This is a genomic window from Caballeronia sp. INML2, assembly GCF_023631365.1.
In the GTDB taxonomy this organism is placed as follows: domain Bacteria; phylum Pseudomonadota; class Gammaproteobacteria; order Burkholderiales; family Burkholderiaceae; genus Caballeronia; species Caballeronia turbans.
Map to the genome: position 1 here is coordinate 1 of NZ_JALQDH010000004.1, position 20,397 is coordinate 20,397.

23 protein-coding genes are annotated in these 20,397 nt (G+C 65.9%); 16 read left to right on the top strand and 7 right to left on the bottom strand.

Annotation, left to right across the window (positions count from 1 at the left end):
* The 3 genes from NCT32_RS00825 to NCT32_RS00835 all read right to left on the bottom strand — a co-directional run.
* Positions 1 to 295 (bottom strand): alpha/beta fold hydrolase (locus NCT32_RS00825; RefSeq protein WP_250489844.1); only part of this gene is annotated, 295 nt, incomplete at its 3' end.
* Between the two features lie 94 nt (positions 296 to 389).
* Complete coding sequence (locus NCT32_RS00830) at positions 390 to 1,613, bottom strand: DUF3108 domain-containing protein (RefSeq protein ID WP_250476191.1); 1,224 nt, start codon at positions 1,611 to 1,613, stop codon at positions 390 to 392.
* A gap of 93 nt (positions 1,614 to 1,706) precedes the next feature.
* Positions 1,707 to 2,525: an IclR family transcriptional regulator gene (locus NCT32_RS00835; protein ID WP_409241413.1), complete on the bottom strand. Its 819-nt coding sequence runs from the start codon at positions 2,523 to 2,525 to the stop codon at positions 1,707 to 1,709.
* An 83-nt stretch (positions 2,526 to 2,608) separates the two neighbouring features.
* On the opposite strand from NCT32_RS00835, the gene NCT32_RS00840 reads away from it, so the two are divergent.
* From NCT32_RS00840 to rfaE2, 7 genes are all read left to right on the top strand, one after another.
* Positions 2,609 to 3,595: a fumarylacetoacetate hydrolase family protein gene (locus NCT32_RS00840; RefSeq protein WP_250476193.1), complete on the top strand. Its 987-nt coding sequence runs from the start codon at positions 2,609 to 2,611 to the stop codon at positions 3,593 to 3,595.
* A gap of 109 nt (positions 3,596 to 3,704) precedes the next feature.
* On the top strand, positions 3,705 to 4,874 hold the full coding sequence (locus tag NCT32_RS00845; RefSeq protein WP_250489845.1) for an ABC transporter substrate-binding protein: 1,170 nt from the start codon (positions 3,705 to 3,707) through the stop codon (positions 4,872 to 4,874).
* 19 nt (positions 4,875 to 4,893) lie between these two features.
* The gene (locus NCT32_RS00850; RefSeq protein ID WP_061116822.1) at positions 4,894 to 5,721 is read left to right on the top strand and encodes an enoyl-CoA hydratase/isomerase family protein; all 828 of its coding nucleotides are present in this window, start codon (positions 4,894 to 4,896) and stop codon (positions 5,719 to 5,721) included.
* A gap of 40 nt (positions 5,722 to 5,761) precedes the next feature.
* Positions 5,762 to 6,526: a PhaM family polyhydroxyalkanoate granule multifunctional regulatory protein gene (locus NCT32_RS00855; protein WP_061116823.1), complete on the top strand. Its 765-nt coding sequence runs from the start codon at positions 5,762 to 5,764 to the stop codon at positions 6,524 to 6,526.
* A 258-nt stretch (positions 6,527 to 6,784) separates the two neighbouring features.
* Positions 6,785 to 7,789 carry a MerR family transcriptional regulator gene (locus tag NCT32_RS00860; protein WP_061116824.1) on the top strand — a complete coding sequence of 335 codons (1,005 nt, stop codon included), beginning with the start codon at positions 6,785 to 6,787 and terminating at the stop codon, positions 7,787 to 7,789.
* A 382-nt stretch (positions 7,790 to 8,171) separates the two neighbouring features.
* A complete protein-coding gene (locus NCT32_RS00865) occupies positions 8,172 to 9,047 on the top strand; it encodes an acyl-ACP desaturase (RefSeq protein WP_061116825.1) in 876 nt (291 codons plus the stop codon).
* Positions 9,048 to 9,192: 145 nt separating this feature from the next.
* Entirely contained in the window at positions 9,193 to 9,675 is a 483-nt protein-coding gene (gene rfaE2, locus NCT32_RS00870) for a D-glycero-beta-D-manno-heptose 1-phosphate adenylyltransferase (protein ID WP_250476195.1), read from the top strand.
* Positions 9,676 to 9,690: 15 nt separating this feature from the next.
* Here rfaE2 and NCT32_RS00875 read toward each other — a convergent pair whose 3' ends face one another.
* From NCT32_RS00875 to NCT32_RS00885, 3 genes are read right to left on the bottom strand one after another with little or no spacing between them, the layout of a single operon-like run.
* Positions 9,691 to 9,930: a hypothetical protein gene (locus tag NCT32_RS00875; RefSeq protein ID WP_061116826.1), complete on the bottom strand. Its 240-nt coding sequence runs from the start codon at positions 9,928 to 9,930 to the stop codon at positions 9,691 to 9,693.
* Between the two features lie 32 nt (positions 9,931 to 9,962).
* A complete protein-coding gene (locus tag NCT32_RS00880) occupies positions 9,963 to 10,772 on the bottom strand; it encodes a type III pantothenate kinase (RefSeq protein WP_250489846.1) in 810 nt (269 codons plus the stop codon).
* Entirely contained in the window at positions 10,769 to 11,656 is an 888-nt protein-coding gene (locus NCT32_RS00885; RefSeq protein ID WP_061116828.1) for a biotin--[acetyl-CoA-carboxylase] ligase, read from the bottom strand. Before NCT32_RS00885 ends, NCT32_RS00880 begins: the two co-directional genes overlap by 4 nt.
* A gap of 230 nt (positions 11,657 to 11,886) precedes the next feature.
* Between NCT32_RS00885 and NCT32_RS00890 the strand changes: the two genes are divergently transcribed.
* The 7 genes from NCT32_RS00890 (at position 11,887) to NCT32_RS00920 (ending at position 17,792) form a co-directional block, all read left to right on the top strand.
* Positions 11,887 to 13,014, top strand: coding sequence for an ABC transporter permease (locus NCT32_RS00890; protein WP_061116829.1), 1,128 nt, complete (start codon positions 11,887 to 11,889; stop codon positions 13,012 to 13,014).
* 5 nt (positions 13,015 to 13,019) lie between these two features.
* Complete coding sequence (locus tag NCT32_RS00895; RefSeq protein WP_061116830.1) at positions 13,020 to 13,898, top strand: ABC transporter ATP-binding protein; 879 nt, start codon at positions 13,020 to 13,022, stop codon at positions 13,896 to 13,898.
* Positions 13,899 to 13,946: 48 nt separating this feature from the next.
* Positions 13,947 to 14,906, top strand: a complete 960-nt coding sequence (locus NCT32_RS00900) for an MlaD family protein (RefSeq protein WP_061116831.1) — start codon at positions 13,947 to 13,949, stop codon at positions 14,904 to 14,906.
* Positions 14,907 to 14,919: 13 nt separating this feature from the next.
* Entirely contained in the window at positions 14,920 to 15,546 is a 627-nt protein-coding gene (locus tag NCT32_RS00905) for an ABC-type transport auxiliary lipoprotein family protein (RefSeq protein WP_061116832.1), read from the top strand.
* A 49-nt stretch (positions 15,547 to 15,595) separates the two neighbouring features.
* On the top strand, positions 15,596 to 16,768 hold the full coding sequence (locus NCT32_RS00910; RefSeq protein ID WP_250476197.1) for a VanZ family protein: 1,173 nt from the start codon (positions 15,596 to 15,598) through the stop codon (positions 16,766 to 16,768).
* A 71-nt stretch (positions 16,769 to 16,839) separates the two neighbouring features.
* Positions 16,840 to 17,169, top strand: coding sequence for a ferredoxin (locus NCT32_RS00915; RefSeq protein ID WP_061116834.1), 330 nt, complete (start codon positions 16,840 to 16,842; stop codon positions 17,167 to 17,169).
* Positions 17,166 to 17,792, top strand: a complete 627-nt coding sequence (locus NCT32_RS00920; protein ID WP_061116835.1) for an alpha/beta hydrolase — start codon at positions 17,166 to 17,168, stop codon at positions 17,790 to 17,792. The genes NCT32_RS00915 and NCT32_RS00920 overlap by 4 nt, the downstream gene beginning before the upstream one ends.
* Here NCT32_RS00920 and NCT32_RS00925 read toward each other — a convergent pair.
* Positions 17,761 to 18,012, bottom strand: coding sequence for a hypothetical protein (locus tag NCT32_RS00925; protein ID WP_143756291.1), 252 nt, complete (start codon positions 18,010 to 18,012; stop codon positions 17,761 to 17,763). The genes NCT32_RS00920 and NCT32_RS00925 overlap by 32 nt on opposite strands.
* 193 nt (positions 18,013 to 18,205) lie before the next feature.
* On the opposite strand from NCT32_RS00925, the gene NCT32_RS00930 reads away from it, so the two are divergent.
* Positions 18,206 to 19,420: a D-alanyl-D-alanine carboxypeptidase family protein gene (locus tag NCT32_RS00930; protein ID WP_061116944.1), complete on the top strand. Its 1,215-nt coding sequence runs from the start codon at positions 18,206 to 18,208 to the stop codon at positions 19,418 to 19,420.
* A gap of 49 nt (positions 19,421 to 19,469) precedes the next feature.
* The gene (locus NCT32_RS00935; RefSeq protein ID WP_250476198.1) at positions 19,470 to 20,393 is read left to right on the top strand and encodes a D-amino acid aminotransferase; all 924 of its coding nucleotides are present in this window, start codon (positions 19,470 to 19,472) and stop codon (positions 20,391 to 20,393) included.
* The last annotated feature ends 4 nt before the right edge of the window (positions 20,394 to 20,397 follow it).

Genomic DNA, 20,397 nt, shown 5'->3' on the forward strand with positions numbered 1-20,397 from the left:
CCTGAGCGCCGCTCGACAGCCCGACGACAGGCGCCGCCGGCGCGCCTAGCCTCTCGAGCAGAACCGCGCGATCGTCGGCGAGGTCGTCGATCGGGAACGGACCCCGCGACCCGGCCGTGGCGCCGTGGCCGCGCAAGTCATAGCGCAGGACAGTAAAGTCGTTGCGGAAGTAGCCGGCCATCTGATCCCAGACGGAGAGGTCGCCGGCAAGCTGATGGATGAAGACGAGCCAGGGACCGCCGCCTTCGTTGTCGAGAACATAGCGTGTGTCGATGCCATTGATCGTCAGCTGCATATCGGTTCCGTAAGAGTGCGGTTTGCGATGCTGTTACCGAAGCAAAGCACTGCGCTTCGGCCGTGAACCCGTGTCACGCAGTGTGACGGCCGCGTTACGGTTTGTCCGGCTGGGACGTCGCAGGCGGGGCGGGCGCGGTTTCCTCAGACGCATCTTGCGTGCCCGAGGTGACACCTTGTCCTGCCGACGAAGGCATGCTGAGGCTGCCGGCCCAGAGCAGCTCGATCTGCATTCCGTTCGGTTCGGTTTGCAGAATCCGCACGGGCAGCCAGCCGATCGACGGCGCGAGCCAGATGTCGAGCTTACGGCGGTCGCCTTCCTTGCGGGGCAGACGCGTGAAATGGCGGGCGCTCGTAAAGCCGCCGCGCGCCTGCACGGTTTCATCGCCGACGGTTTCTATCGGCCAGATCTCGTTGCTGTCGTTGTCCGCGACGCTGAATTGCCGCGTGACGCCCGGCTTGTATGTGTCCGGCGCGCCGCGCACGAGACTCGCCAGCTGCATGACGACGCTGAAGCGGTCCTGGGCGCCATCCGCGAGCGGCTGACTCTGCGGCGTCTTCGTATAGACGATCTGCTTCGCCTCGCGATTGAAGATGGCGACGTCGGCGGCGCGGCGGCCGCGCTGTTCCGAATACTGTTCCGGCGCAATGCCGAAGCCGTCGATATGACCCTTGCTCGAATACACATATGGACCGACGAAAGGCAACGGGATCGACACGACCATTTCGTAATGCTGGCCGTCGTTGATCCAGTGGATCGTGCCGGTCTGGTTCATCATGCCGTTCACGAGCGTGTCGTAACGCAACTCGCCCGAGGGCGGAACGCTGAGCTTGTCGCCGGAGACGGCGGCGGGTTGCGCCGCGGGCGATGGCGATGGCGCTTGCGCCTGTGCTTGCGCTTGCGCGGGCGCCGACGCCGACGCCGCCACGCCTGCGTCCGCCGCCGGCGCGTCCGGCTGAGGCGTCGCCGCGGTCAACACCGGAGCGGGAGCGGGCGCCGCTGTGGGCGCGGGGGCGGCTGGCTTGCGCGGCGTCGGAGTGGGCACGCGATCGGCCGGTTTGGGCGGCTGCGGCTGCGGCGCGGGCGGCGCAATCGGCTTGGGCGTCAGCAATTCGACCTGTACGGGCGGCGCCTCCGGCGGCACATTCGTCGGCTGCCGATTGTGCTCGATCCACCGCATCGCGCTCCAGTGCAGGCCCGCGACGATCAGTACGACCAGCACCCAGCGCCCACAGCGGCGCGGAATGGCGGAATCGAAAACAGCGTGGGGCGGCTCGCCCGACGCGGGGCGAGGACGGCGGAATTGAAACAGTGACATCGTGGAGGCGTGAAAGGGAGCAGTGCGGGCCAGGCGAAACGCGTAAGACACGCGCAATGAAAGCGATGTTCCTTACCGCATCGACGGGCGCGGTCAGCGCTCGCCCGCTTTATATCCCAATTCGTACGACAGGCCGCGCGCGCATTCTCGCAGGGCGGAATCGATTTCGCCGCCCCAACGCGTATCGAAGGTGCCTTCGTGACCGAGCGCGATAAGCCCGAGCGCGAGCTCGCCGGTCGAGTCGAAGACCGGCGTGCAGAACGCGTGGATCGTCGGCAGCAGCATGCCTTCGACGCGCGCCGCGCCGTGCTCGCGCACCTCGGCGAGAAGCGGCTCGACGTCGGCCATCGTCTGCTTCATGGCGGCGAGTTCGCGGTCGAGCATCGGTTGTGTCTTGCTGCGCGGCAGATAGGCGGCGAAAAGCAGGCCGGTCGCGGACGAGAGCAGCGGCATCACGTCGCCGAGCTTGAGCGACGCCTTCGCCGGATGACTCGATTCCATCCAGTGCACGACCGTCGGTCCCTGATTGCCCCACACGGCAATGCCGACCGTCTGATCGAGCCGGTCGCGCATCTGCGCGAGCGCGATGCGCGCGAGCCTCACGCCGTCGACGCGCGCGAGCCGCGCCAGTCCCATCTGCAACGCGAATCCGCCGAGTTCGTAGCGCCCCGACACCGGATCCTGCGACGCCACGCCAAGCCGCAGGAAACTCACGAGATAGCGATGCGCCTTCGCCGGGCTCATGCCCGCGCGCTGCGCGAGATCGCGCAGCATCATCGCGCGCGGCTCGTTGGTGAGCACGTCGAGCAGCCGGAAGCCGACTTCGATCGATTGAATGCCGGAGCGCGTTTTCTCCTCGGTGGCGTCGAGGTGGTCTTCGTCGTCGGGAAGAGCGGATTGGGTCGATTGCATGAAGCGCGAAATCACAGCCAGGGGATTCACCATCGTAAAATAGATTTCCCTTAACGTCATCTCAAGTCAACGACTCCCGCTCTATGAAACTTGCCACGCTGAAGGACGGCACGCGCGACGGCCAACTGATCGTCGTCTCGCGCGAGCTGCGCACGGCGGCCATCGCCGATGAAATCGTTTCGACGCTGCAACGCGCGCTCGACGACTGGACCTTCTACGCGCCGCAACTCATGGACGTCTACGAGGCGCTGAACGCCGGCCGCGCGCGCAACACGTTTCAGTTCGATCCGAAAGCCTGCATGGCGCCGCTGCCGCGTGCGTTCCAGTGGGCGGACGGCTCGGCGTACGTGAATCACGTGGAGCTCGTGCGCCGCGCGCGCAACGCGGAAATGCCGCCCGAATTCTGGACCGATCCGCTCATGTACCAGGGCGGCAGCGATGATTTCATCGGCCCGACGGACGACATCGTGTGCGCGACCGAATCGTATGGCATCGACTTCGAGGCGGAAGTCGCCGTCATCACGTCCGATGTCCACATGGCCGCGATGCCCGACGAAGCGCTCCGCAGCGTGCGTCTGCTGATGCTCGTGAACGACGTGTCGCTGCGCAATCTCATTCCCGCGGAACTCGCGAAGGGCTTCGGCTTCTTCCAGAGCAAGCCCGCGACCGCGTTCTCGCCCGTCGCCGTGACGCCCGACGAGCTCGGCGACGGGTGGCGCGATGGGCGGGTGCATCGGCCGATGATCGTGCACTGGAACGGCAAAAAGGTCGGCCAGCCGGATTGCGGCACGGACATGGTGTTCCACTTCGGGCAACTGATCGCGCACGCGGCGAAGACGCGCAACCTGCGCGCGGGCTCGATCGTCGGCTCGGGCACGATCTCGAACAAGGACGCGAAGCGCGGCTACTGCTGCATCGCCGAGAAGCGGTGTCTCGAAACCATCGAGCACGGCGCGCCGCAGACGGACTTTATGAAGTTCGGCGACAGCGTGAAGATCGAGATGTTCGACGAAAGCGGCAAGTCGATCTTCGGCGCGATCGATCAGGCGATCGTCCCGCCCGGGCACTGAATCCACGCATCGCAACGGGTTTCGCCCGATGCGATGCGCGCAAGCCTCGCCTTACACTTTGCCGGCTGCATGTGCGCGGCAGAAGAACTATCAAAAAAAGGAGACTCGGATGGCGGCAGGCAAGTGGAAATTTCTGGCGGGCGCGGCGCTCACGGTCGCCGCAACGACAGCGGCATTCGCGCAAACGGCGCAGCACGTGAAGATCGGCCTCGTGTTGTCGCTCACGGGGCCGGCCGCGTCGCTCGGCATTCCCGCGCGTGACACCGTCGCGCTGCTGCCGAAAGAGATGGGCGGCAAGCCGGTCGATTACATCGTGCTCGACGATGCTTCCGACACCACGCAAGCCGTTCAGTCGACCAAGAAGCTCATCAGCGAGGATCAGGTCGATGCGATCATCGGCTCGTCGATCACGCCGAACTCGCTCGCGATGATCGATGTCGTCGCGCAAGGGCAGACGCCGATGATCTCGCTCGCGTCGTCGTCGAAGATCATCGAGCCTGTCGACGACAAGCGCCGCTGGGTGTTCAAGACACCGCAAACCGACGCGATGATGGCCTCCGCGATCGCCGAACACGCGAGCAATCACGGCGTGAAGACGCTCGCGTACATCGGACAGGCGGACGCGCTCGGCGAGACCTTCTACGCCGAAGTCGCGAAGTTCGCGCAATTGCACAAGATCGAAGTGGTCGCGAACGAGCGCTTCAACCGCACCGATCCGAGCGTGACCGGGCAAATCCTCAAGATTCTCGCGGCGAAGCCGGATGCGGTGGTCGTCGGCGCGGCCGGCACGCCCGCCGCGTTGCCGCCGAAGACCCTCGCGCAGCGCGGCTACAAAGGCAAGGTCTATCACAATCACGGCGTGGGCAATCGCGACTTCCTGCGCGTGTGCGGCGCGGACTGCAACGGCACGTTCCTGCCCGCGAGCCCGGTGCTCGTCGCCGCGCAGTTGCCCGACGATCATCCGGCCAAGCGCCTCGCGCTCGAATACATCAAACTGTACGAAGCGAAGCAGGGCGCGGGCACGGTATCGGCGTTCGGCTCGTATGCGTGGGACGCGGGCATGCTGCTCAATCGCGCGGTGCCGATCGCCCTGAAGGCGGGCGCGCCGGGCACGCCGGCATTCCGTGGCGCGTTGCGCGATGCGCTCGAAGGCACGAAGAATTTCTCCGATACCAACGGGCAGGCCAACATGACGCCCAACGATCACATCGGCCTCGATCAGCGCGCGCGCGTGATGGTCGAGATCCGCGACGGCAAGTGGATCTATCAGCCGCGCTAACTCTCGATTGAACAGAACCATGAGCGATCTCTCCTTCTACGCGAGCTACAAGTCGCTGGAGTTGCGCCGCCGTCCGCACGGCGTGCTCGAAGTGGTGATGCCCGGCGCGGGCGCGAACAAGAGCGGCCTGTCTACCGCCGACGCCAACATGCATCGTGAGCTGGCGGATATCTGGCGCGACATCGATCGCGATCCCGAAACACGCGTCGCGCTGATCCGCGGCGAAGGCAAGGGCTTTTCGGCGGGCGGCGATCTCGGGCTCGTCGAGGAGATGGCGAACGACTTCGATGTGCGCGCGCGCGTATGGCGCGAGGCGCGCGATCTCGTCTATAACGTGATCAACTGCGGCAAGCCGATCGTCTCCGCGATGCATGGCCCCGCGGTCGGCGCGGGACTGGTCGCGGGCCTGCTCGCGGATATCTCGATCGCGACGAAGTCGGCGCGCATCATCGACGGGCACACGCGCCTCGGCGTCGCAGCGGGCGATCACGCGGCGATCGTCTGGCCGCTGCTGTGCGGCATGGCGAAGGCCAAGTACTATCTGCTGCTATGCGAGCCGGTGAGCGGCGAGGAAGCGGAGCGCATCGGTCTGGTGTCGCTCGCCGTCGACGAGAACGAACTGATGCCGAAGGCGATCGAGGTGGCGAATCGTCTTGCACAAGGCTCGCAAACCGCGATCCGCTGGACCAAGTACGCGCTGAACAACTGGCTGCGCTCGGCGGGGCCGACCTTCGATGCGTCGCTCGCGCTCGAATTCATGGGTTTCGCGGGGCCGGACGTCCACGAAGGCATGCGCTCGCTGCGCGAGCGGCGCGCGCCGGACTTTCCGGGCGGCGCGCCGTTCTGAGCTACGCGAATCTCACACGCACGAAAACAAGGAGAGTCGAATGACCGATAACACTGGCGGCACGCCGCCCTACACGATTCCCGGTTTTCCCGGATTCGGCCAGGCCGACATGATGGGCAAGATGTGGGAACTGATGCGCCTGAATCCGTTCGCCGCCGCGATGCCGGGCGGCGGGCAGGGCGTGGGTCCTTCCCTCTCGATGATGTCCGACATGCTCGCGCCGCTCACGAACATCGAAGAACTCGACAAGCGCGTGACGGACATGCGCGCCGTCGAGCACTGGCTGAAGCTTAATCTCAATATGCTGCAATCGGCGATTCAGGCGCTCGAAGTGCAGCGCGCGACGCTCGCGACGCTGCGCGCGTTCGGGGCGTTTGCGCAGTCGTCTGTCGAGGGTGCGCAAAGCGCGGCCACCGAGAATGCGAAGGCCGCGACCGCAGGCTGGCCGATGAGCGGCGCGGCCAAAGCGGACGCGCCGAAACAGGAGCCCGTGCGCGAAGCGCCGGCGAGCGGAACATCGGCGCAAGGCGAGACGGCGGCGGGCGACGCGTCCGCACCGCCGCCCGGCTTCGACCCTGCCGGCTGGTGGAACGTGCTGCAATCACAGTTCAATCAACTGGCGCATCTCGCCATGCTGCAGCCGGGCATGACTGGCCCGCTGAACCCGACGGGCGAATCGGGCGAGCAGCCCGCCGCAGACGAGACCGACGCCGGGCAGCCGGCGCACGGCGACGCGGATAAATCCGAGGCCGCCGCGAAAAAAGCGCCCGCTCGCAAGGCTGCGCCGCGCAAGAAGCCCGTCTGAGTTCGCGTCTACTGGCGCTCCCGTTCTGATCCCATGCCGGCGGCGCGCAATGCGCCGCCAGTTCCTTCGATGCGCAACGTTGCATCGAACCGCGTCTCGCGCCATTGCTTCGTCTACGTGCCGAAATGTATTTCAGCCCCGACGAGCGTCTCGATTTTGTCTATGATGAAACATCGACGTCGATAGGACTTGTCCACCTTTAATACCGGGCACGTAATCTGCATCGAACGCGACGTGTGGTTTCGAAACGATTTGTCCATGACGAACTCATCAGAACAAGACTTCGATTCAGAGCCGGTTTCCGATGGCGCCGACGCGCCGGAACCCGACCCGCCGCGCACTGCGGCGACGGGCGTCACGGGAATCGGCATTGGCGCAATCGCTCAGGAGATTGGTCTGACGAAGGACACGCTGCGTGTCTGGGAGCGCCGTTACGGCTTTCCGCAGCCGATGCGGTCGCCCGGCGGCGAGCGGCTCTATCCGCAGGAGCAGGTGACGAAGCTGCGGCTCGTGAAGCGCCTGCTCGACGCGGGGCACCGGCCGAGCAAGGTGCTCGGGCAATCCATCGATTTATTGCAGCAGCTGGCCGAGAGTTCGGGCGTCGGGCAGGACGCGCCGGACGCCGAGCTGGATCATCTGATCGCGCTGTTGCGTACGAGCGCTTACGACGAGTTCCGCTTCGTGCTTCTCAAACGCGCGACGCGCGACGGGCTCGAGCGTTTCGTGCTGGATGTCGCGGCGCCGTTGTCGGCGCGGATCGGCAATGCGTGGGCGGCGGGCACCTTGCAGGTCTATCACGAGCATCTGTTCAGCGAAGCGATCCAGTCGGCGATGCGCACGCTGTTGCGTCCGCTCTCCGACGCCGTGCGCGGGCGCGGCGGCCGTCCGCGCGTACTGCTCACGACGCTCTCCGGCGAGGGCCACGGCCTCGGCATCCTGATGGCCGAAGCGATGTTCACGCTCTCCGAGTGCGATTGTGTCCAGCTCGGCCTGCAGACGCCGTTGCACGATATCGTCAATGCAGTAGCGGCGCATGACGTCGATATCGTTGCGCTGTCGTTTACCGCGGTGCTGCCGGCGCAGTCCATCGCGAACGGCCTCACCGACCTGCGCAACCTGCTTCCGCCGCATGTGCGCATCTGGGTCGGCGGAAGCAGCCCGGCGCTGCGTCGCAAGCTCGACGATGGCGTGCAACACGTCGCAGGGTTGACCCCGATCGATGAAACTGTCGCGCAATGGCGTGAATCGACCGTGCTAAGATGAAAAACGCTCGCCGCGGCGAGCTTTAAGCGCGGAGTTCGCGTGGCATGCGCGTCGCTGTCATGTGAGCACGTCATACTGGCCGGCCCGCACGGTTTCGGCGGCAGGATCGCGCCACTTGAAGATACCCCAGGCACAGGTTTCGCTCCTCACCCACGGTAGAACAAGACGCACAACAGCAACATCTGCACGGGGAAGTGCAGTGTTTCGCAGGGCGCGAGCGTCCCGCAGCGCCAAATTTGCGCGCTCGTTGTCGCTTTTCGGCTTTGGCCGACCGAATCCCGCGTAAAATTGAAAGCTTGGCTGCTTGCGTGCAAGCTTTTCGCGCAACTCAGCCAAAGTCAATACAGATATAACGTCGCATAAGTGGCATCAGGGGTGGACAATGAACACCATGCTTTATCCGGAACTTTATAAATCGCTGGAATCCGTCCGCTGGGATATGGAGAAGGACATTCCTTGGGACAAATTCGATGCGTCCCTGCTCACCGACGAGCAGGCCAGGACGATCAAGATGAACGCGATCACTGAATGGTCCGCTCTCCCCGCAACGGAAATGTTCCTGCGTGACAACCACGATGACAGCGACTTCTCCGCTTTCATGAGCGTGTGGTTCTTCGAGGAACAGAAGCACTCGCTGGTACTGATGGAGTATCTGCGGCGCTTCAAGCCCGACATGGTGCCGACCGAAGAGGAACTGCACGCGGTGCGCTTCGAATTCGACCCGGCGCCGCCGCTTGAAACCTTGATGCTGCATTTCTGCGGTGAAATCCGTCTGAACCACTGGTATCGCCGCGCGGCCGAATGGCACACGGAACCGGTCATCAAGCACATCTACGAAACCATTTCGCGCGATGAAGCCCGCCACGGCGGTGCGTATCTGCGCTACATGAAAAAGGCGCTCGCGAATGCGGGCGACACCGCGCGCGCCGCGTTCGCGAAGATCGGCGTGCTGATGGCCTCCGCGCGCCGCACGGAAAAGCCGCTGCATCCGACCAATCTGCATGTGAATCAGGCGCTCTTCCCGCGCGATACCGTGCAGTCGCGCCTGCCCGACCCGGAATGGCTCGAGCGCTGGCTCGACGACCAGATCCGCTTCGACGACAGCTGGGAGAAGAAGGTCGTCGAACGTATCTTGCACAACCTGTCGATTCTGTTCGAGCGTTCGTTTGCGACCGCACAGGAGCTGAATCGCTATCGCAAGGAAGTGACGCAGCGTCTGCAAGCCGCGTCGGGCGGGGCGGCCGAGCAACCGGCCTGAGCGTCAGGCCTCCACGCCTTGAAGACGAGACGGCCCGCCGGGTAGAACCGGCGGGCCGTTTGCATGTGTGTCCGCATCGATTCGAATTGCGTGCAAAGCGCCGTGGCACAATGCGCGCTTTCAGCACATCGCAACCCGCGCCGCCATGCCCGCCATTTTCGAACGCAAGATCACCACGCGCGAAGCGCTCGCCGCGCGCCGTCCGGCCCTTACCGGTCCCGTCGTCTTCACCAATGGGGTCTTCGACATTCTTCATCGCGGTCACGTGACCTATCTCGCCGACGCGAAAGCGCTCGGCGCGACGCTCATTGTCGGCGTGAACAGCGATGCCTCCGTGCGCACGCTCGGCAAGGGCGACGATCGCCCGATCAATCGCGAGGACGATCGCATGGCGCTGCTCGCGGCGCTGGAGAGCGTCGACTGGGTCGTAAAGTTCGAAGAATCGACGCCGCTGGAACTCATCGGCGCCTTGCGCCCGGACGTGCTCGTGAAAGGCGGCGACTACGACATGGACAAGCTGGCGGAATCGGCGCTCGTGCGCGGCTGGGGCGGCAAGGCGCTCGCCATCGCGTTCGAGCACGATCGATCGACGACCGCGCTGCTCAAAAAGGTCCGCGCGCAGTCCTGATTCGCGCTCGCGATTTCATTGCCCGAGCGGCGCGGCCTGCACGTTGGCGGCAGGCGCCGGTCCGCCGACACGCGGCTGATCGAACGCTTCCTCGGGCCCGAGCGGGCGCGTCGCGAGCGCTTCGGGATGGACCTGCTGCAACAGATGATGCGGCTCGCGCGCGCCCGCGGCGGGAAGCGGGCCGAACATGCCGCGCATGACCGCGAACATCAGCAAGTTGGCGAGAATCAGAAGGGCGATCAGCCAGCGCAGCATTCTTTGCTCCGTCCGTCAGTCAAATCAGTTAATCAGGATGAATGCCGCGCCGTCGCGTCGCGCGCAATGAGCGCGAGCCCGGACAGCACGAGGGAATCGTGGCGCGTATGCGGCACGTCGAGCGCGCCCGCGATTTCATTTGCGGCGCCGCCGCCGAGCACCAACCGGACGTCAGCTTGCCAGTCCGCTTTCAGGTCATGCCACGCGCGCTCGATGAGCGACGCCTGCGCGAGCAGGCAGCCGGCCGAAAGCGCGGCGGCGGTATCGGTGGCGAAGAGACTGCGCGTCTGATTCAGCGCCTCGCGCGCCGATGCGGCGTCGAGCGTCGGCAATTGCGCGGTGTGGCTGCCGAGCGATTCCATCATCAGCGACCAGCCGGGCGCGATCAGGCCGCCCGTGAAGACGCCGTCGGCGCGTAATGCTTCGAGCGTCGTCGCGGTGCCGAAGGTCGCGACGAGCAGATGCTCGCCGGGATACGCGGCGCGCGCGGCGATCATGCCGGCCCAGCGATCGCTGCCGAGACGCGTCGGGTCGGCGTAACTGTTGATCACGCCGCACTGCTCGGCGCGCGCGCGCACGACGGTGCGCGGCAGCGTCGGCCAGCGCGCGTCGATCAAACGTTGCATGCGGTTCTGCACCGGCATGCCCGCGACGTTCGAAATCCATGCGCTCGCCGGCGTCGGCAACTCGGACCATTCGCCGAGCGCGGCGTCATCGGCGACGGTCGAATGATGCGCGTGCTCGAAGGCGCCGGTCGTCAGCGACGCGCCGGTTTCATCGACGAGCGACCACTTGATGCGGCTGTTGCCCGCGTCGATGAGCAGATACGGCGCTTCGCTCACGGACGCTCCCTCGCGAGGCGCAGCGTGAGTTCGCCGGTCGTGACGGTGCGCGGGCCCTCGGGCGCGTCGATCAGCAACTGGCCGCTCTCGTCGACGCCCGATGCGATCCCGCGCGTCACTTCCATGCCTTGATCGATCAGCACGACCTCGCGCCCGGCCCACGCGTGCGCGTCGAGCCAGCGCTGGCGAAACGGCCTGAAGCCTTCGGCTTCGAAACGCGGCAGCGCCGCGTCGAGCGCGTTGAGGAGCGCGGCGAGGGTGTCGGTGAGATTGGCGTCGGGCCATGCGCGCGCGAGCGTGGCGGGCGCGGTGCCGGGCGCGGACTGCGAGGCCTTGCGATTCGCATCGTCGACCTGGGCGGCGAGCTGTTCCGCGCCATGCAGGTTCAAGCCGATGCCGATCACGACCGCCGTCGCGTCCGGCGTGTTCCACGCGGTTTCGATCAGGATGCCGGCGAGCTTCCCGTCGTCGAGCAGGACGTCGTTCGGCCATTTCAGCGCGGGCCGTGCGGAAGGCGAAAGCGGCAGATGCGCAAGCGCATCGAGCACCGCGACGCCGATGGCGAGACTCAGCCCCGACAGCCCTTCGATCGGCCGCTTCAGCACGCAGCCGACCGACATCAACAGCGCATTGCCCGGTTCGGCGAGCCACGCGCGGCCGCGCCGTCCGCGTCCGGCGGTCTGCGAATACGCGACGCGAGCTATCGGCGCGGGCGTGCTGCCGCGACGCGACGCGCGCAAGCGCTCCATCAGGTCGGCGTTCGTCGAGCCCGTTTCGTCGACGATGTCGATGGTCCAGTCGCGGGCGGGCCGTTCGGCGAGCGTCGCGAGCCGGGTGCGGTCGATGCGCCAGGGCGCGTCGGGGGCGAAGGGAGTTGAGTTCATGGCGGATATTGTAGCGGCGCGATGGGCGTTTTTCGCCTGCTGCGGCGGCGTCCGCTCCGCGCGCCCGAACCTCGCCTCGTAACGTGCGGCGCCGGGTCCGGGCGCCTGCTGCGCGGGACCGCCCGCGAATTTGTCCGTTCGCCATGCGCGCCACCATCGCCGCGCCTCGATGGCACACTTCGCTACAATGTCCTCTCCCTTTCAACCGCGTCTCACCGCGCCATCGATCCTTGGACTTCGACACGCCGCCGCGCCTAAGAGTGGAAGCCGGCCAGCACGGCAAGGTGGTCCGGCTCTCGGGCCAGTGGACCGCGCTCGCGCTCGCCCGCGACCGCGCGAAGAGCGGCGTCACGCGGCGGCTGCGCGCCATCGGGCGTGAGGCGATCAGCCAGTGGGATCTGTTGTCCGTCGAGCGGCTCGATCACGTCGGCGGTCAGGCGCTGTGGCGTGTCTGGGGCCGCAGGATGCCTGCGACCGTCGCACTGTCGGATACCCAGCGCGAAATCTTCGAGCGCGTCGCGCTGCTCGATGCAGAGCGCGAGGAACCCGAGCCCGTCGATCGCGTCGATCCCGTCACGCGCCTCGGCCAGCTGATCTTCGGTTTCTTCGATCACCTCTACGACGGTCTCGCAATGTTCGGCGGCTTCATGCTCGATCTCGCCGGGCTCGTCCGGCGTCCGCAGCGCATTCCGTGGACGGAAATCTCGGCGAACATCTACAGCGCCGGCGCACAGGCGCTCGCGATCACCGCGCTCGTCGCGTTTCTGATCGGCATCGTGCTGAGCTATCTGTCCGCGCAGCAGTTGCAGGCGTTCGGCGCAAATCAGTACATCGTGAATATTCTCGGGCTGTCGGTGATCCGCGAGCTCGGACCGGTGCTCTCCGCGATTCTCGTCGCCGGGCGCTCGGGTTCGGCGATCACCGCGCAGATCGGCGTCATGCGCGTCACGGAGGAACTCGACGCGATGCAGGTCATGGGCATTCCCCACGGCCTGCGGCTCGTGCTGCCGCGCGTGGTCGCGCTCGGCGTCGCGATGCCGCTGCTCGTCATGTGGACCAACATCATTGCGTTGACGGGCGGCGCGCTCGCGGCGAAGCTCGTGCTGTCCATCGACATGAACTTCTTCATCCGCTCGCTGCCGTCGGTGGTGCCGATCGCCAATCTGTGGATCGGGCTCGGCAAGGGCGTCGTGTTCGGCATGCTGATCGCGCTCGCCGCGTGTCATTTCGGCTTCCGCATCAAGGCGAATTCGCAGAGTCTCGGCGAAGGCACGACGACGTCCGTCGTGACGTCGATCACCATCGTCATTCTCGCGGACGCCGTGTTCGCGATCCTGTTTCAGCACGTCGGACTCTGACCGCCATGTCGACCACGCTCGCCACCGCCGTTCGCCATCAGCCGCCGCCCGTCATCGCGGAGCCGGTGATCGAGGTGCGCGATGTCACCAAGCGCTACGGGCGCACGGTGATCCACGAGCATCTGAATCTGGATGTGCGGCGTGGCGAGATCGTTGCGCTCCTGGGCGGATCGGGCTCGGGCAAGACGACCCTCGTGCGGCAGATTCTCGGGCTGGAATCGCCGACATCGGGCACCATTCGCGTGCTCGGCGAGGAATGGGCGCGCATGGACGAAGAAACGGCGAAAATGCTGCGCACGCGCTCCGGCATGATGTTCCAGCAAGGCGCGCTGTTCTCGTCGCTGACTGTATACGACAACATCGCCCAGCCGTTTCGCGAGCTCGGCAAGATTCCCGAGGATCTGATCCGCGAATTCGTGATGCTGAAGCTCGAGATGGTCGGGCTGTCGTGCAAGCATGCGAGCAAGATGCCGTCGGCGCTGTCGGGCGGGATGGTGAAGCGCGTGGGCATCGCGCGGGCGATCGCGCTCGAACCCGAGCTGCTCTTTCTCGACGAACCGACCGCCGGCCTCGACCCGAAGGCATCCGACGAGTTCGTCGATCTGATCGCCACGCTGCATCGCGCGCTCGGGCTGACCGTCGTCATGGTCACGCACGATCTCGATACGATGGTCGCGCTCTCGACGCGCGTCGCCGTGCTCGCGGACCGGCGCGTGCTCGTCGCGGCGCCGGTGGAGGAGGCGTGCGCGGTGGATCATCCGTTCATTCGCGAGTATTTTCTCGGGCGGCGCGGGCGTCGCGCGCTGCAGGCGCTGCCGCCCGAGCGTCGCGCGAAACTGCCGCCGGCCGCGCTCGAGGACGCGCCGATCGCCGTCAACAAATAGCCGAACGACGCTCCACCGACGCCGCCGCGAAGTCAAAGGAATCTGCCGATGGAAAACAAATCACACGCGTTCTGGACCGGGCTCTTCACGATCGCCCTCGTGCTGGCCATCGCTTTCGCCGTGTTTTTCTTCAACGTGGATCGCACCGTGCGCGTGCCCTACGACCTGATCGCGCGCACCAACGTGACCGGCCTTTTCACGGACGCGTCCGTGCGTTATCGCGGTCTGGGCGTCGGCAAGGTGGAGTCGATCCGCTTCGACAAGGCGCATCCGGGGCAGATCCGAATCCGCATTCTCGTCGACAAGAACGCGCCGATGACGCATTCGACCTTCGCGACGCTCGGCTTTCAGGGCGTGACCGGCATCGCGTTCGTGCAGCTCGACGACACCGGCAATGATCCGAGTCCGCTTGCTTCGTCGCCGCAGCACGTCGCCGAAGTGCCGATGCGACCGGGTCTTTTCGAACAGTTGCAGCAGCGCGGCGACGTGATCCTGAAGAAGTTCGAGCGCCTGTCCGAAGACGCCGACAAGTTCCTCTCCGACGACGTGCGCAATCAGCTCATGGCCACGACGAAGAGCCTGCAGGGCGCGGCGGACAGCATCGCGACGCTTGCGGGGCAGGTGCAGCCGGTCACGGCGCAGTTGCCGCAGACGCTGAAGCAGATCAACACCACGCTCGCCTCGACCAACCAGCTCGTGCAGAACCTGAATCGTCCGGATGGCCCGTTCGTCATCAATCTGAACAAGGCGGGCAAGGCCGCCGAGGACGCGAGCGCCGCGCTAGCGGACATGAACGAGTCGCTGCGCTTCGTGACGGCGCGCGTCGGCTTCGAGGCGTTGCCGCGCTTCTATTCGTTCAGCGACGACGTGAGCGCGGCCGCGCGTTCGGTCGATCGCGCCGCCGACGCGTTCAGCACCAATCCGCGCAGCGTGCTCTTCGGCGCGCCGCAAAAGGAGCCGGGACCGGGCGAGCCGGGCTTCACGTGGCCCGCGAAAGCGGCGCATTGATCGAGAAAAACACATGGCAGACATCGACATGAAAGGAGCAGTCGCGGCGTTCGCGCTCGCTTGCGTCACCTTGCTCGCGGGCTGTGGATCGACGTCCACCGCGATGCCGAACGCGCATTACGACCTCGGCGCGCCGCCTGCGGCCGGCGCGACGGCCAACGCCTTGCCGACGCCGCCGGTGAAGGTGCTCGCGGTGGCCGCGCCGCGCAGCCTGGAAACCGATGCGTTCGCGTATCGCCTGAGCTACGTAGACGCCCAGCGCACGGGCAGCTATTCGGACAGCCACTGGACGATGCCGCCCGCGCAGCTCCTCACGCAGCGTCTGCGCAACGCGCTCGCGGCGCGCGGCCCGATCCTGTCGGGCGCCGATCCGGTGCGCGCCGTGCCGCTGCTCGAAGTCGAGCTGACGAGCTTCGAACAGGTCTTCGACGCGCCCGAGCAAAGCCATGGCCTCGTGTCCGTGCGCGCGACGCTGACGCAGCAAGGCCGCGTGGTCGGACAGCGTAGTTTCGCCGCGAGCGCGCCTGCGCCGAGCGCCGATGCATCCGGCGGCGCGCGGGCGCTCGCGGCCGCATCGGACGATGTAATCGCGCAGCTTTCCGCGTGGCTCGCCGCACAACCCCTTTCCGCTTCGCGATGACCTTCTGTTGTTTCACCATCCGCCCAGCGCGGAGGCGTCCGGGCGGCTCATGACGATCAAGCAATGGCAGCGCCGCCCGTCGGCGTTTTCCCGGCAGGCGCTCGCCGCATACGCGGCGCTCGTGGTCTACGGTTCGCTCTATCCGTTCTCGGGCTGGCGCTCGCTGGGCCTGAGTCCGTTCGCGTATCTCGCCGATCCGCTGCCGCAGTATCTGACCGCCTTCGATGTCATCACGAACGTGCTCGGCTACATGCCGCTCGGCTCGCTGATCGTGCTCGCGCTCTATCCGCGCTTTCGCGGCACGCTCGCGGTGGGCGCGGCGCTCGCCGGCGGCGCGTTGCTGTCCGGCACGATGGAAGCCATTCAGACGTATTTGCCGACGCGCGTCGCCTCGAATCTCGATCTCGCCGCCAATGCGTTCGGCGCGCTCGTCGGCGGCGTGCTCATCGCGCCCGCGACGAGTGCGCTGCTCGACCGCGGCCTGCTGCGGCGCATCCGCTTCACGTGGTACGAGCGCGACGCGGCGTATGTCATCGGGCTGTCGGCGCTGTGGCCGTTCGCGGCGATGTTCCCCGCGCCGTATCTCTTCGGCGGCGGCGACCTGCCGCGCGTGCTATGGGACGAGCTCGACCCGTCGATGCAAGACGCGATCCTCGCGTGGACGCCTGCGCCATGGGACATCGAAAGCTGGCCCGACCGGTTGGGCGCGCTGCTCCCGGACGACGCCTGGGAAGCGCTGATCACGTCGACGAGCCTCTTTGCGGCGCTCGTGCTCGCGACGCTGCTCACGCGCAAGCGCGCGCCGCGCATCCGGCTGATGCTCAGCCTCGTCGCGATGACGCTCTTCGCGAAAGCGGGCGCGACTTTCCTGCAATCGCGCGCGGGCCTGACCTTCGACTGGGCGACGGACGGCGCGCTCGAAGGCATTGCCATCGCGGTGACGGCGGGCGTGCTGTCGGTGTCGCTGCCGCGCGGACTGCGCGCGGCGCTCGCGGGCGCCGCGCTCGTCGCCTCGCTCGCGCTCGTCAATCTGCTGCCGGTGAATCCGTATTTCGACATCGTGCTCGCCGACTGGCGGCAGGGACGCTACCTGCATTTCAACGGGCTCGCGCACTGGCTCGCGTGGGTCTGGCCGTATGCGGCGCTCGGCTGGCTCGCGTCCGCGGCCGAGCGCGCGTGGCTCGCGCGGCGTCGCGCGCGCAAGGCGAGCCGCCCGGCGTGACGCCCGGCGTGTCGCGGCGGGCACGAACATCGCTCGCTATAATCGACCGACACTCTCATCGCACCCCGCTCATGGATTCCTTCTACAAGTATCACGTGTTCTTTTGCCTGAATCAGCGCGACGCCGATGCGCCGCGCCCCAGTTGCGCGAACTGCAACGCACAGGCCATGCAGGAGCACGCGAAAAAACGCGTGAAGCAACTCGGCCTCGCGGGCGAAGGCAAAGTGCGCATCAACAAGGCCGGGTGTCTGGACCGCTGCGAGCTCGGGCCGGTCGTGGTCGTGTATCCGCAAGGCACGTGGTACACGTATGTCGATGAAACCGATATCGACGAAATCGTGGAGTCGCATCTGGCCAACGGAAAAATCGTCGAACGTCTTCTCATCGATCAACCGGCATGAACGCGCAAACCGAAAAATTTCTGATCGACGGGCCGGTCGGCAAGATCGAATGCGCGCTCGACCGTACCGATTCAGCGCCGCGCGGCATCGCGCTCGTCGCGCATCCGCATCCGCTCTTCGGCGGCACGATGGACAACAAGGTCGCGCAGACGCTCGCGCGCACTTTCGTTCAGCTCGGCTACACGACGTATCGCTCGAATTTTCGCGGCGTCGGCGCGACGGGCGGCGAGCATGACAACGGCATCGGCGAGCAGGACGATCTGCTCGCGCTGATCGACCACATGCGCGCGCAACCCGGGCAGGCCGACGTGCCGATCGTGCTCGCGGGCTTTTCATTCGGCACCTTCGTGCTGTCGCATGTCGCGAAGCGCATGCTCGAAGCGGGCAAGCAAATCGAGCGGATGGTGTTCGTCGGCACGGCCGCGAGCCGCTGGGAGGTCGCGCCAGTGCCGGACACCACCCTCGTGATCCACGGCGAAGTCGATGACACCGTGCCGATTCAATCCGTCTACGACTGGGCGCGGCCGCAGGAACTGCCGGTCGTCGTGATTCCGGGCGGCGAGCATTTCTTTCACCGCAAGCTGCATATTCTCAAGCGCGTGATCGTCGACGCGTGGCGCTGAGCACGCGCTCGACCCGCGAGCGGCGCAAGGCTTCTGAAGGGCTGTGCGCGCGCATCGTTTCCTGATCGGTAAAAGCGGCTAAGCGCAGCCTGAAAAACGTTAAAACGCGCGGCAGAAGGGCAGATTCAAAGGAAAACGGAAGCGGGCCACGCGTATAATGGCGCAGAATTTTTTCGCTGTTTCCGGCCGTGCGATGCTCCGACGAACTTGTCGCGGTCATCGAAACTCCGGCTTCCGAGAACCGTTTTCGCGTCCGTCTGTCGAACGAGCGCTTTTCGCCGCGGCGCCCCGTGCCGCTGTCCTGGCGATCAGCCCGACCGACAGCGACGGTCAGCCTGTTCAACCCGTGCTTCGCCGATCATCCGATCCCCGATCGTCCTCGTCGCAGCCTGCTTTTTCCGCCGATCGATCCTATGCGCTTTGTCCCTGCCGGCCTGTCTCTCCCTTCTGTTTCCATCGTTCAACATCGCGCCATCAAAGCCGCACTCGTGCTGCCGGCCGTGCTGGCCGCCGCGAGCGCCTTCGCGCAAGTGCCGCCGCCCGACGTGACCGCGCGCTCGTGGGTGCTCGTCGATGCCACCAGCAATCAGGTGCTCGCGTCGGGCAATCCCGATGAGCGCGTCGAGCCCGCATCGCTCACGAAGCTGATGACCGCGTATCTCGTCTTCGACGCGCTGAAGGCGAAGAAGATCAACATGGATCAGACCGTCATGCCGAGCGAGGCCGTGCGCCGCGTGCGCACGGACGAGTCGCGCATGTTCATCGAGGCGAACAAGCCGGTCACCGTGCACGATCTCGTCTACGGCATGATCGTGCAGTCGGGCAACGATGCGGCCATCGCGCTGGCCGAACTCGTCGGCGGCAGCGAAAGCAACTTCGTGCAGTTGATGAACGCGGCAGCGAAGCGCATCGGCATGACTCACACGAACTTCGCCGATGTGAACGGCATGCCCGATCCGCAGCACTACACGACCGCCGGCGATCTCGCCGTGCTGTCCACGCGCCTCGTGCGCGACTTCCCCGAGTACTACAGCATCTTCTCGGTGAAGGAATTCACGTACAACAAGATCAAGCAGCCGAACCGTAACCGCCTGCTGTGGCTCGATCCGACCGTCGATGGCCTCAAGACCGGCCACACGAAGGCCGCGGGCTATTGCCTGATCGCGACCGCGAAGCGCTCGCTCGTCGGCGTGCCCGATGCGAGCCGCCGTCTCGTCGCCGTGGTGATGGGCGAGCCCAAAGAGCACAACCGCGTGCAGGACAGCCTGAAGATGCTGAACTACGGCTACACCGCGTACGACGCACTGCGTCTGTACAAGGCGAATCAGGTGATCGAATCGCCGCGCGTGTACAAGGGCGCCGCGGACAACGTGCAGGCGGGCGTCACGACGGATCAGTACATCACCGTGCCGAAGGGTTTGGGCGAGAAGGTCAAGCCGACCGTCACGCACAACGATCTGATCGTCGCGCCTATCAAGAAAGGCCAGCAGATCGGAACCGTCAAGATGATGGCGGACGGCAAGGAGGTCGCGCAGTTCCCGCTCGTGGCGCTGCAGGACGTGCCGGAAGCGGGCATCTTCGGCCGCCTGTGGGATTCGGCGCTGCTCTGGTGGCAGAAGCGCAAATAATCGAAGTCAGCGAAGTTTGAGCGGCAGTTTTGAGAAAGGAGCGGTCCCGATGAGCCAAGCCGAAGTTTTCGATCCGACGGTTTATCTGAACGGTGAGTGGGGGCCGCTTTCCGAAGCGCGCATTCCCGTGCTCGACCGCGGGTTCATCTTCGGCGACGGCGTGTATGAAGTCGTGCCGCTCTACGGGCAAGCCGATGGCACGCGCCTGCCGTTCCGGCTCAAACAGCATCTCGCGCGGCTGAATCGCAGTCTCGGCAAGATCCGTATCGACAATCCGTTCGACGATGCCGGCTGGCGTGCGTTGATCGATCGCGCGATCAGCGAAAACGCCGGCAACGGCGACGCGCTCGTCTACATTCAGGTCACGCGCGGCGTCGCGAAGCGGCGCGGGCATGCATTTCCGGCCGGCCTCACGCCGACCGTGTTCGTCATGCTCGGCCAGCTCGTTTTTCCGAGCGTGGCGGATCGCGCACGCGGCGCGGTGGCCGTGACCGCCGAGGACAAGCGCTGGCTGCATTGCGACATCAAGTCGGTGTCGCTGCTCGGCAATGTGCTGATGGCGCAGCACGCCGCGGAAAACGACGCGCTCGAAACCATCCAGTTGCGCGATGGCTTGCTGACCGAAGGTTCGTCCTCGAATGTGTGGGTCGTGAAGCGCGGCACGCTGCTCGGCGCGCCGCGCGGACCGCGCATCCTGGAAGGCATCCGCTACGGGCTCATCGAGGAGCTGGCGAGCGAGGCGGGCATTCCATTCGAGGAGCGCGACATCACGGAAGCCGAATTGCGTTCGGCCGACGAAGTCATGATCAGCTCCGCGACGAAGGAAGTCATGCCGATCACGACGCTCGATGGAAAAAGCGTCGGCGACGGCCGTCCCGGTCCAATCTATGCTGCGCTGTACGACGCCTACCAGCGGGCCAAGGCGCGCGAGTTCGCGCACGAGGCCGCGCGAGCCAAGCCAGGCGCGAAGTAAAGGA

Coding starts and splice junctions, on each gene's coding strand:
- NCT32_RS00830 (WP_250476191.1), bottom strand. CDS start 1,613: ATGTCACTGTTTCAATTCCGCCGTCCTCGCCCCGCGTCGGGCGAGCCG.
- NCT32_RS00835 (WP_409241413.1), bottom strand. CDS start 2,525: ATGCAATCGACCCAATCCGCTCTTCCCGACGACGAAGACCACCTCGAC.
- NCT32_RS00840 (WP_250476193.1), top strand. CDS start 2,609: ATGAAACTTGCCACGCTGAAGGACGGCACGCGCGACGGCCAACTGATC.
- NCT32_RS00845 (WP_250489845.1), top strand. CDS start 3,705: ATGGCGGCAGGCAAGTGGAAATTTCTGGCGGGCGCGGCGCTCACGGTC.
- NCT32_RS00850 (WP_061116822.1), top strand. CDS start 4,894: ATGAGCGATCTCTCCTTCTACGCGAGCTACAAGTCGCTGGAGTTGCGC.
- NCT32_RS00855 (WP_061116823.1), top strand. CDS start 5,762: ATGACCGATAACACTGGCGGCACGCCGCCCTACACGATTCCCGGTTTT.
- NCT32_RS00860 (WP_061116824.1), top strand. CDS start 6,785: ATGACGAACTCATCAGAACAAGACTTCGATTCAGAGCCGGTTTCCGAT.
- NCT32_RS00865 (WP_061116825.1), top strand. CDS start 8,172: ATGAACACCATGCTTTATCCGGAACTTTATAAATCGCTGGAATCCGTC.
- rfaE2 (WP_250476195.1), top strand. CDS start 9,193: ATGCCCGCCATTTTCGAACGCAAGATCACCACGCGCGAAGCGCTCGCC.
- NCT32_RS00875 (WP_061116826.1), bottom strand. CDS start 9,930: ATGCTGCGCTGGCTGATCGCCCTTCTGATTCTCGCCAACTTGCTGATG.
- NCT32_RS00885 (WP_061116828.1), bottom strand. CDS start 11,656: ATGAACTCAACTCCCTTCGCCCCCGACGCGCCCTGGCGCATCGACCGC.
- NCT32_RS00895 (WP_061116830.1), top strand. CDS start 13,020: ATGTCGACCACGCTCGCCACCGCCGTTCGCCATCAGCCGCCGCCCGTC.
- NCT32_RS00900 (WP_061116831.1), top strand. CDS start 13,947: ATGGAAAACAAATCACACGCGTTCTGGACCGGGCTCTTCACGATCGCC.
- NCT32_RS00905 (WP_061116832.1), top strand. CDS start 14,920: ATGGCAGACATCGACATGAAAGGAGCAGTCGCGGCGTTCGCGCTCGCT.
- NCT32_RS00910 (WP_250476197.1), top strand. CDS start 15,596: ATGACGATCAAGCAATGGCAGCGCCGCCCGTCGGCGTTTTCCCGGCAG.
- NCT32_RS00915 (WP_061116834.1), top strand. CDS start 16,840: ATGGATTCCTTCTACAAGTATCACGTGTTCTTTTGCCTGAATCAGCGC.
- NCT32_RS00920 (WP_061116835.1), top strand. CDS start 17,166: ATGAACGCGCAAACCGAAAAATTTCTGATCGACGGGCCGGTCGGCAAG.
- NCT32_RS00925 (WP_143756291.1), bottom strand. CDS start 18,012: ATGACCGCGACAAGTTCGTCGGAGCATCGCACGGCCGGAAACAGCGAA.
- NCT32_RS00930 (WP_061116944.1), top strand. CDS start 18,206: ATGCGCTTTGTCCCTGCCGGCCTGTCTCTCCCTTCTGTTTCCATCGTT.
- NCT32_RS00935 (WP_250476198.1), top strand. CDS start 19,470: ATGAGCCAAGCCGAAGTTTTCGATCCGACGGTTTATCTGAACGGTGAG.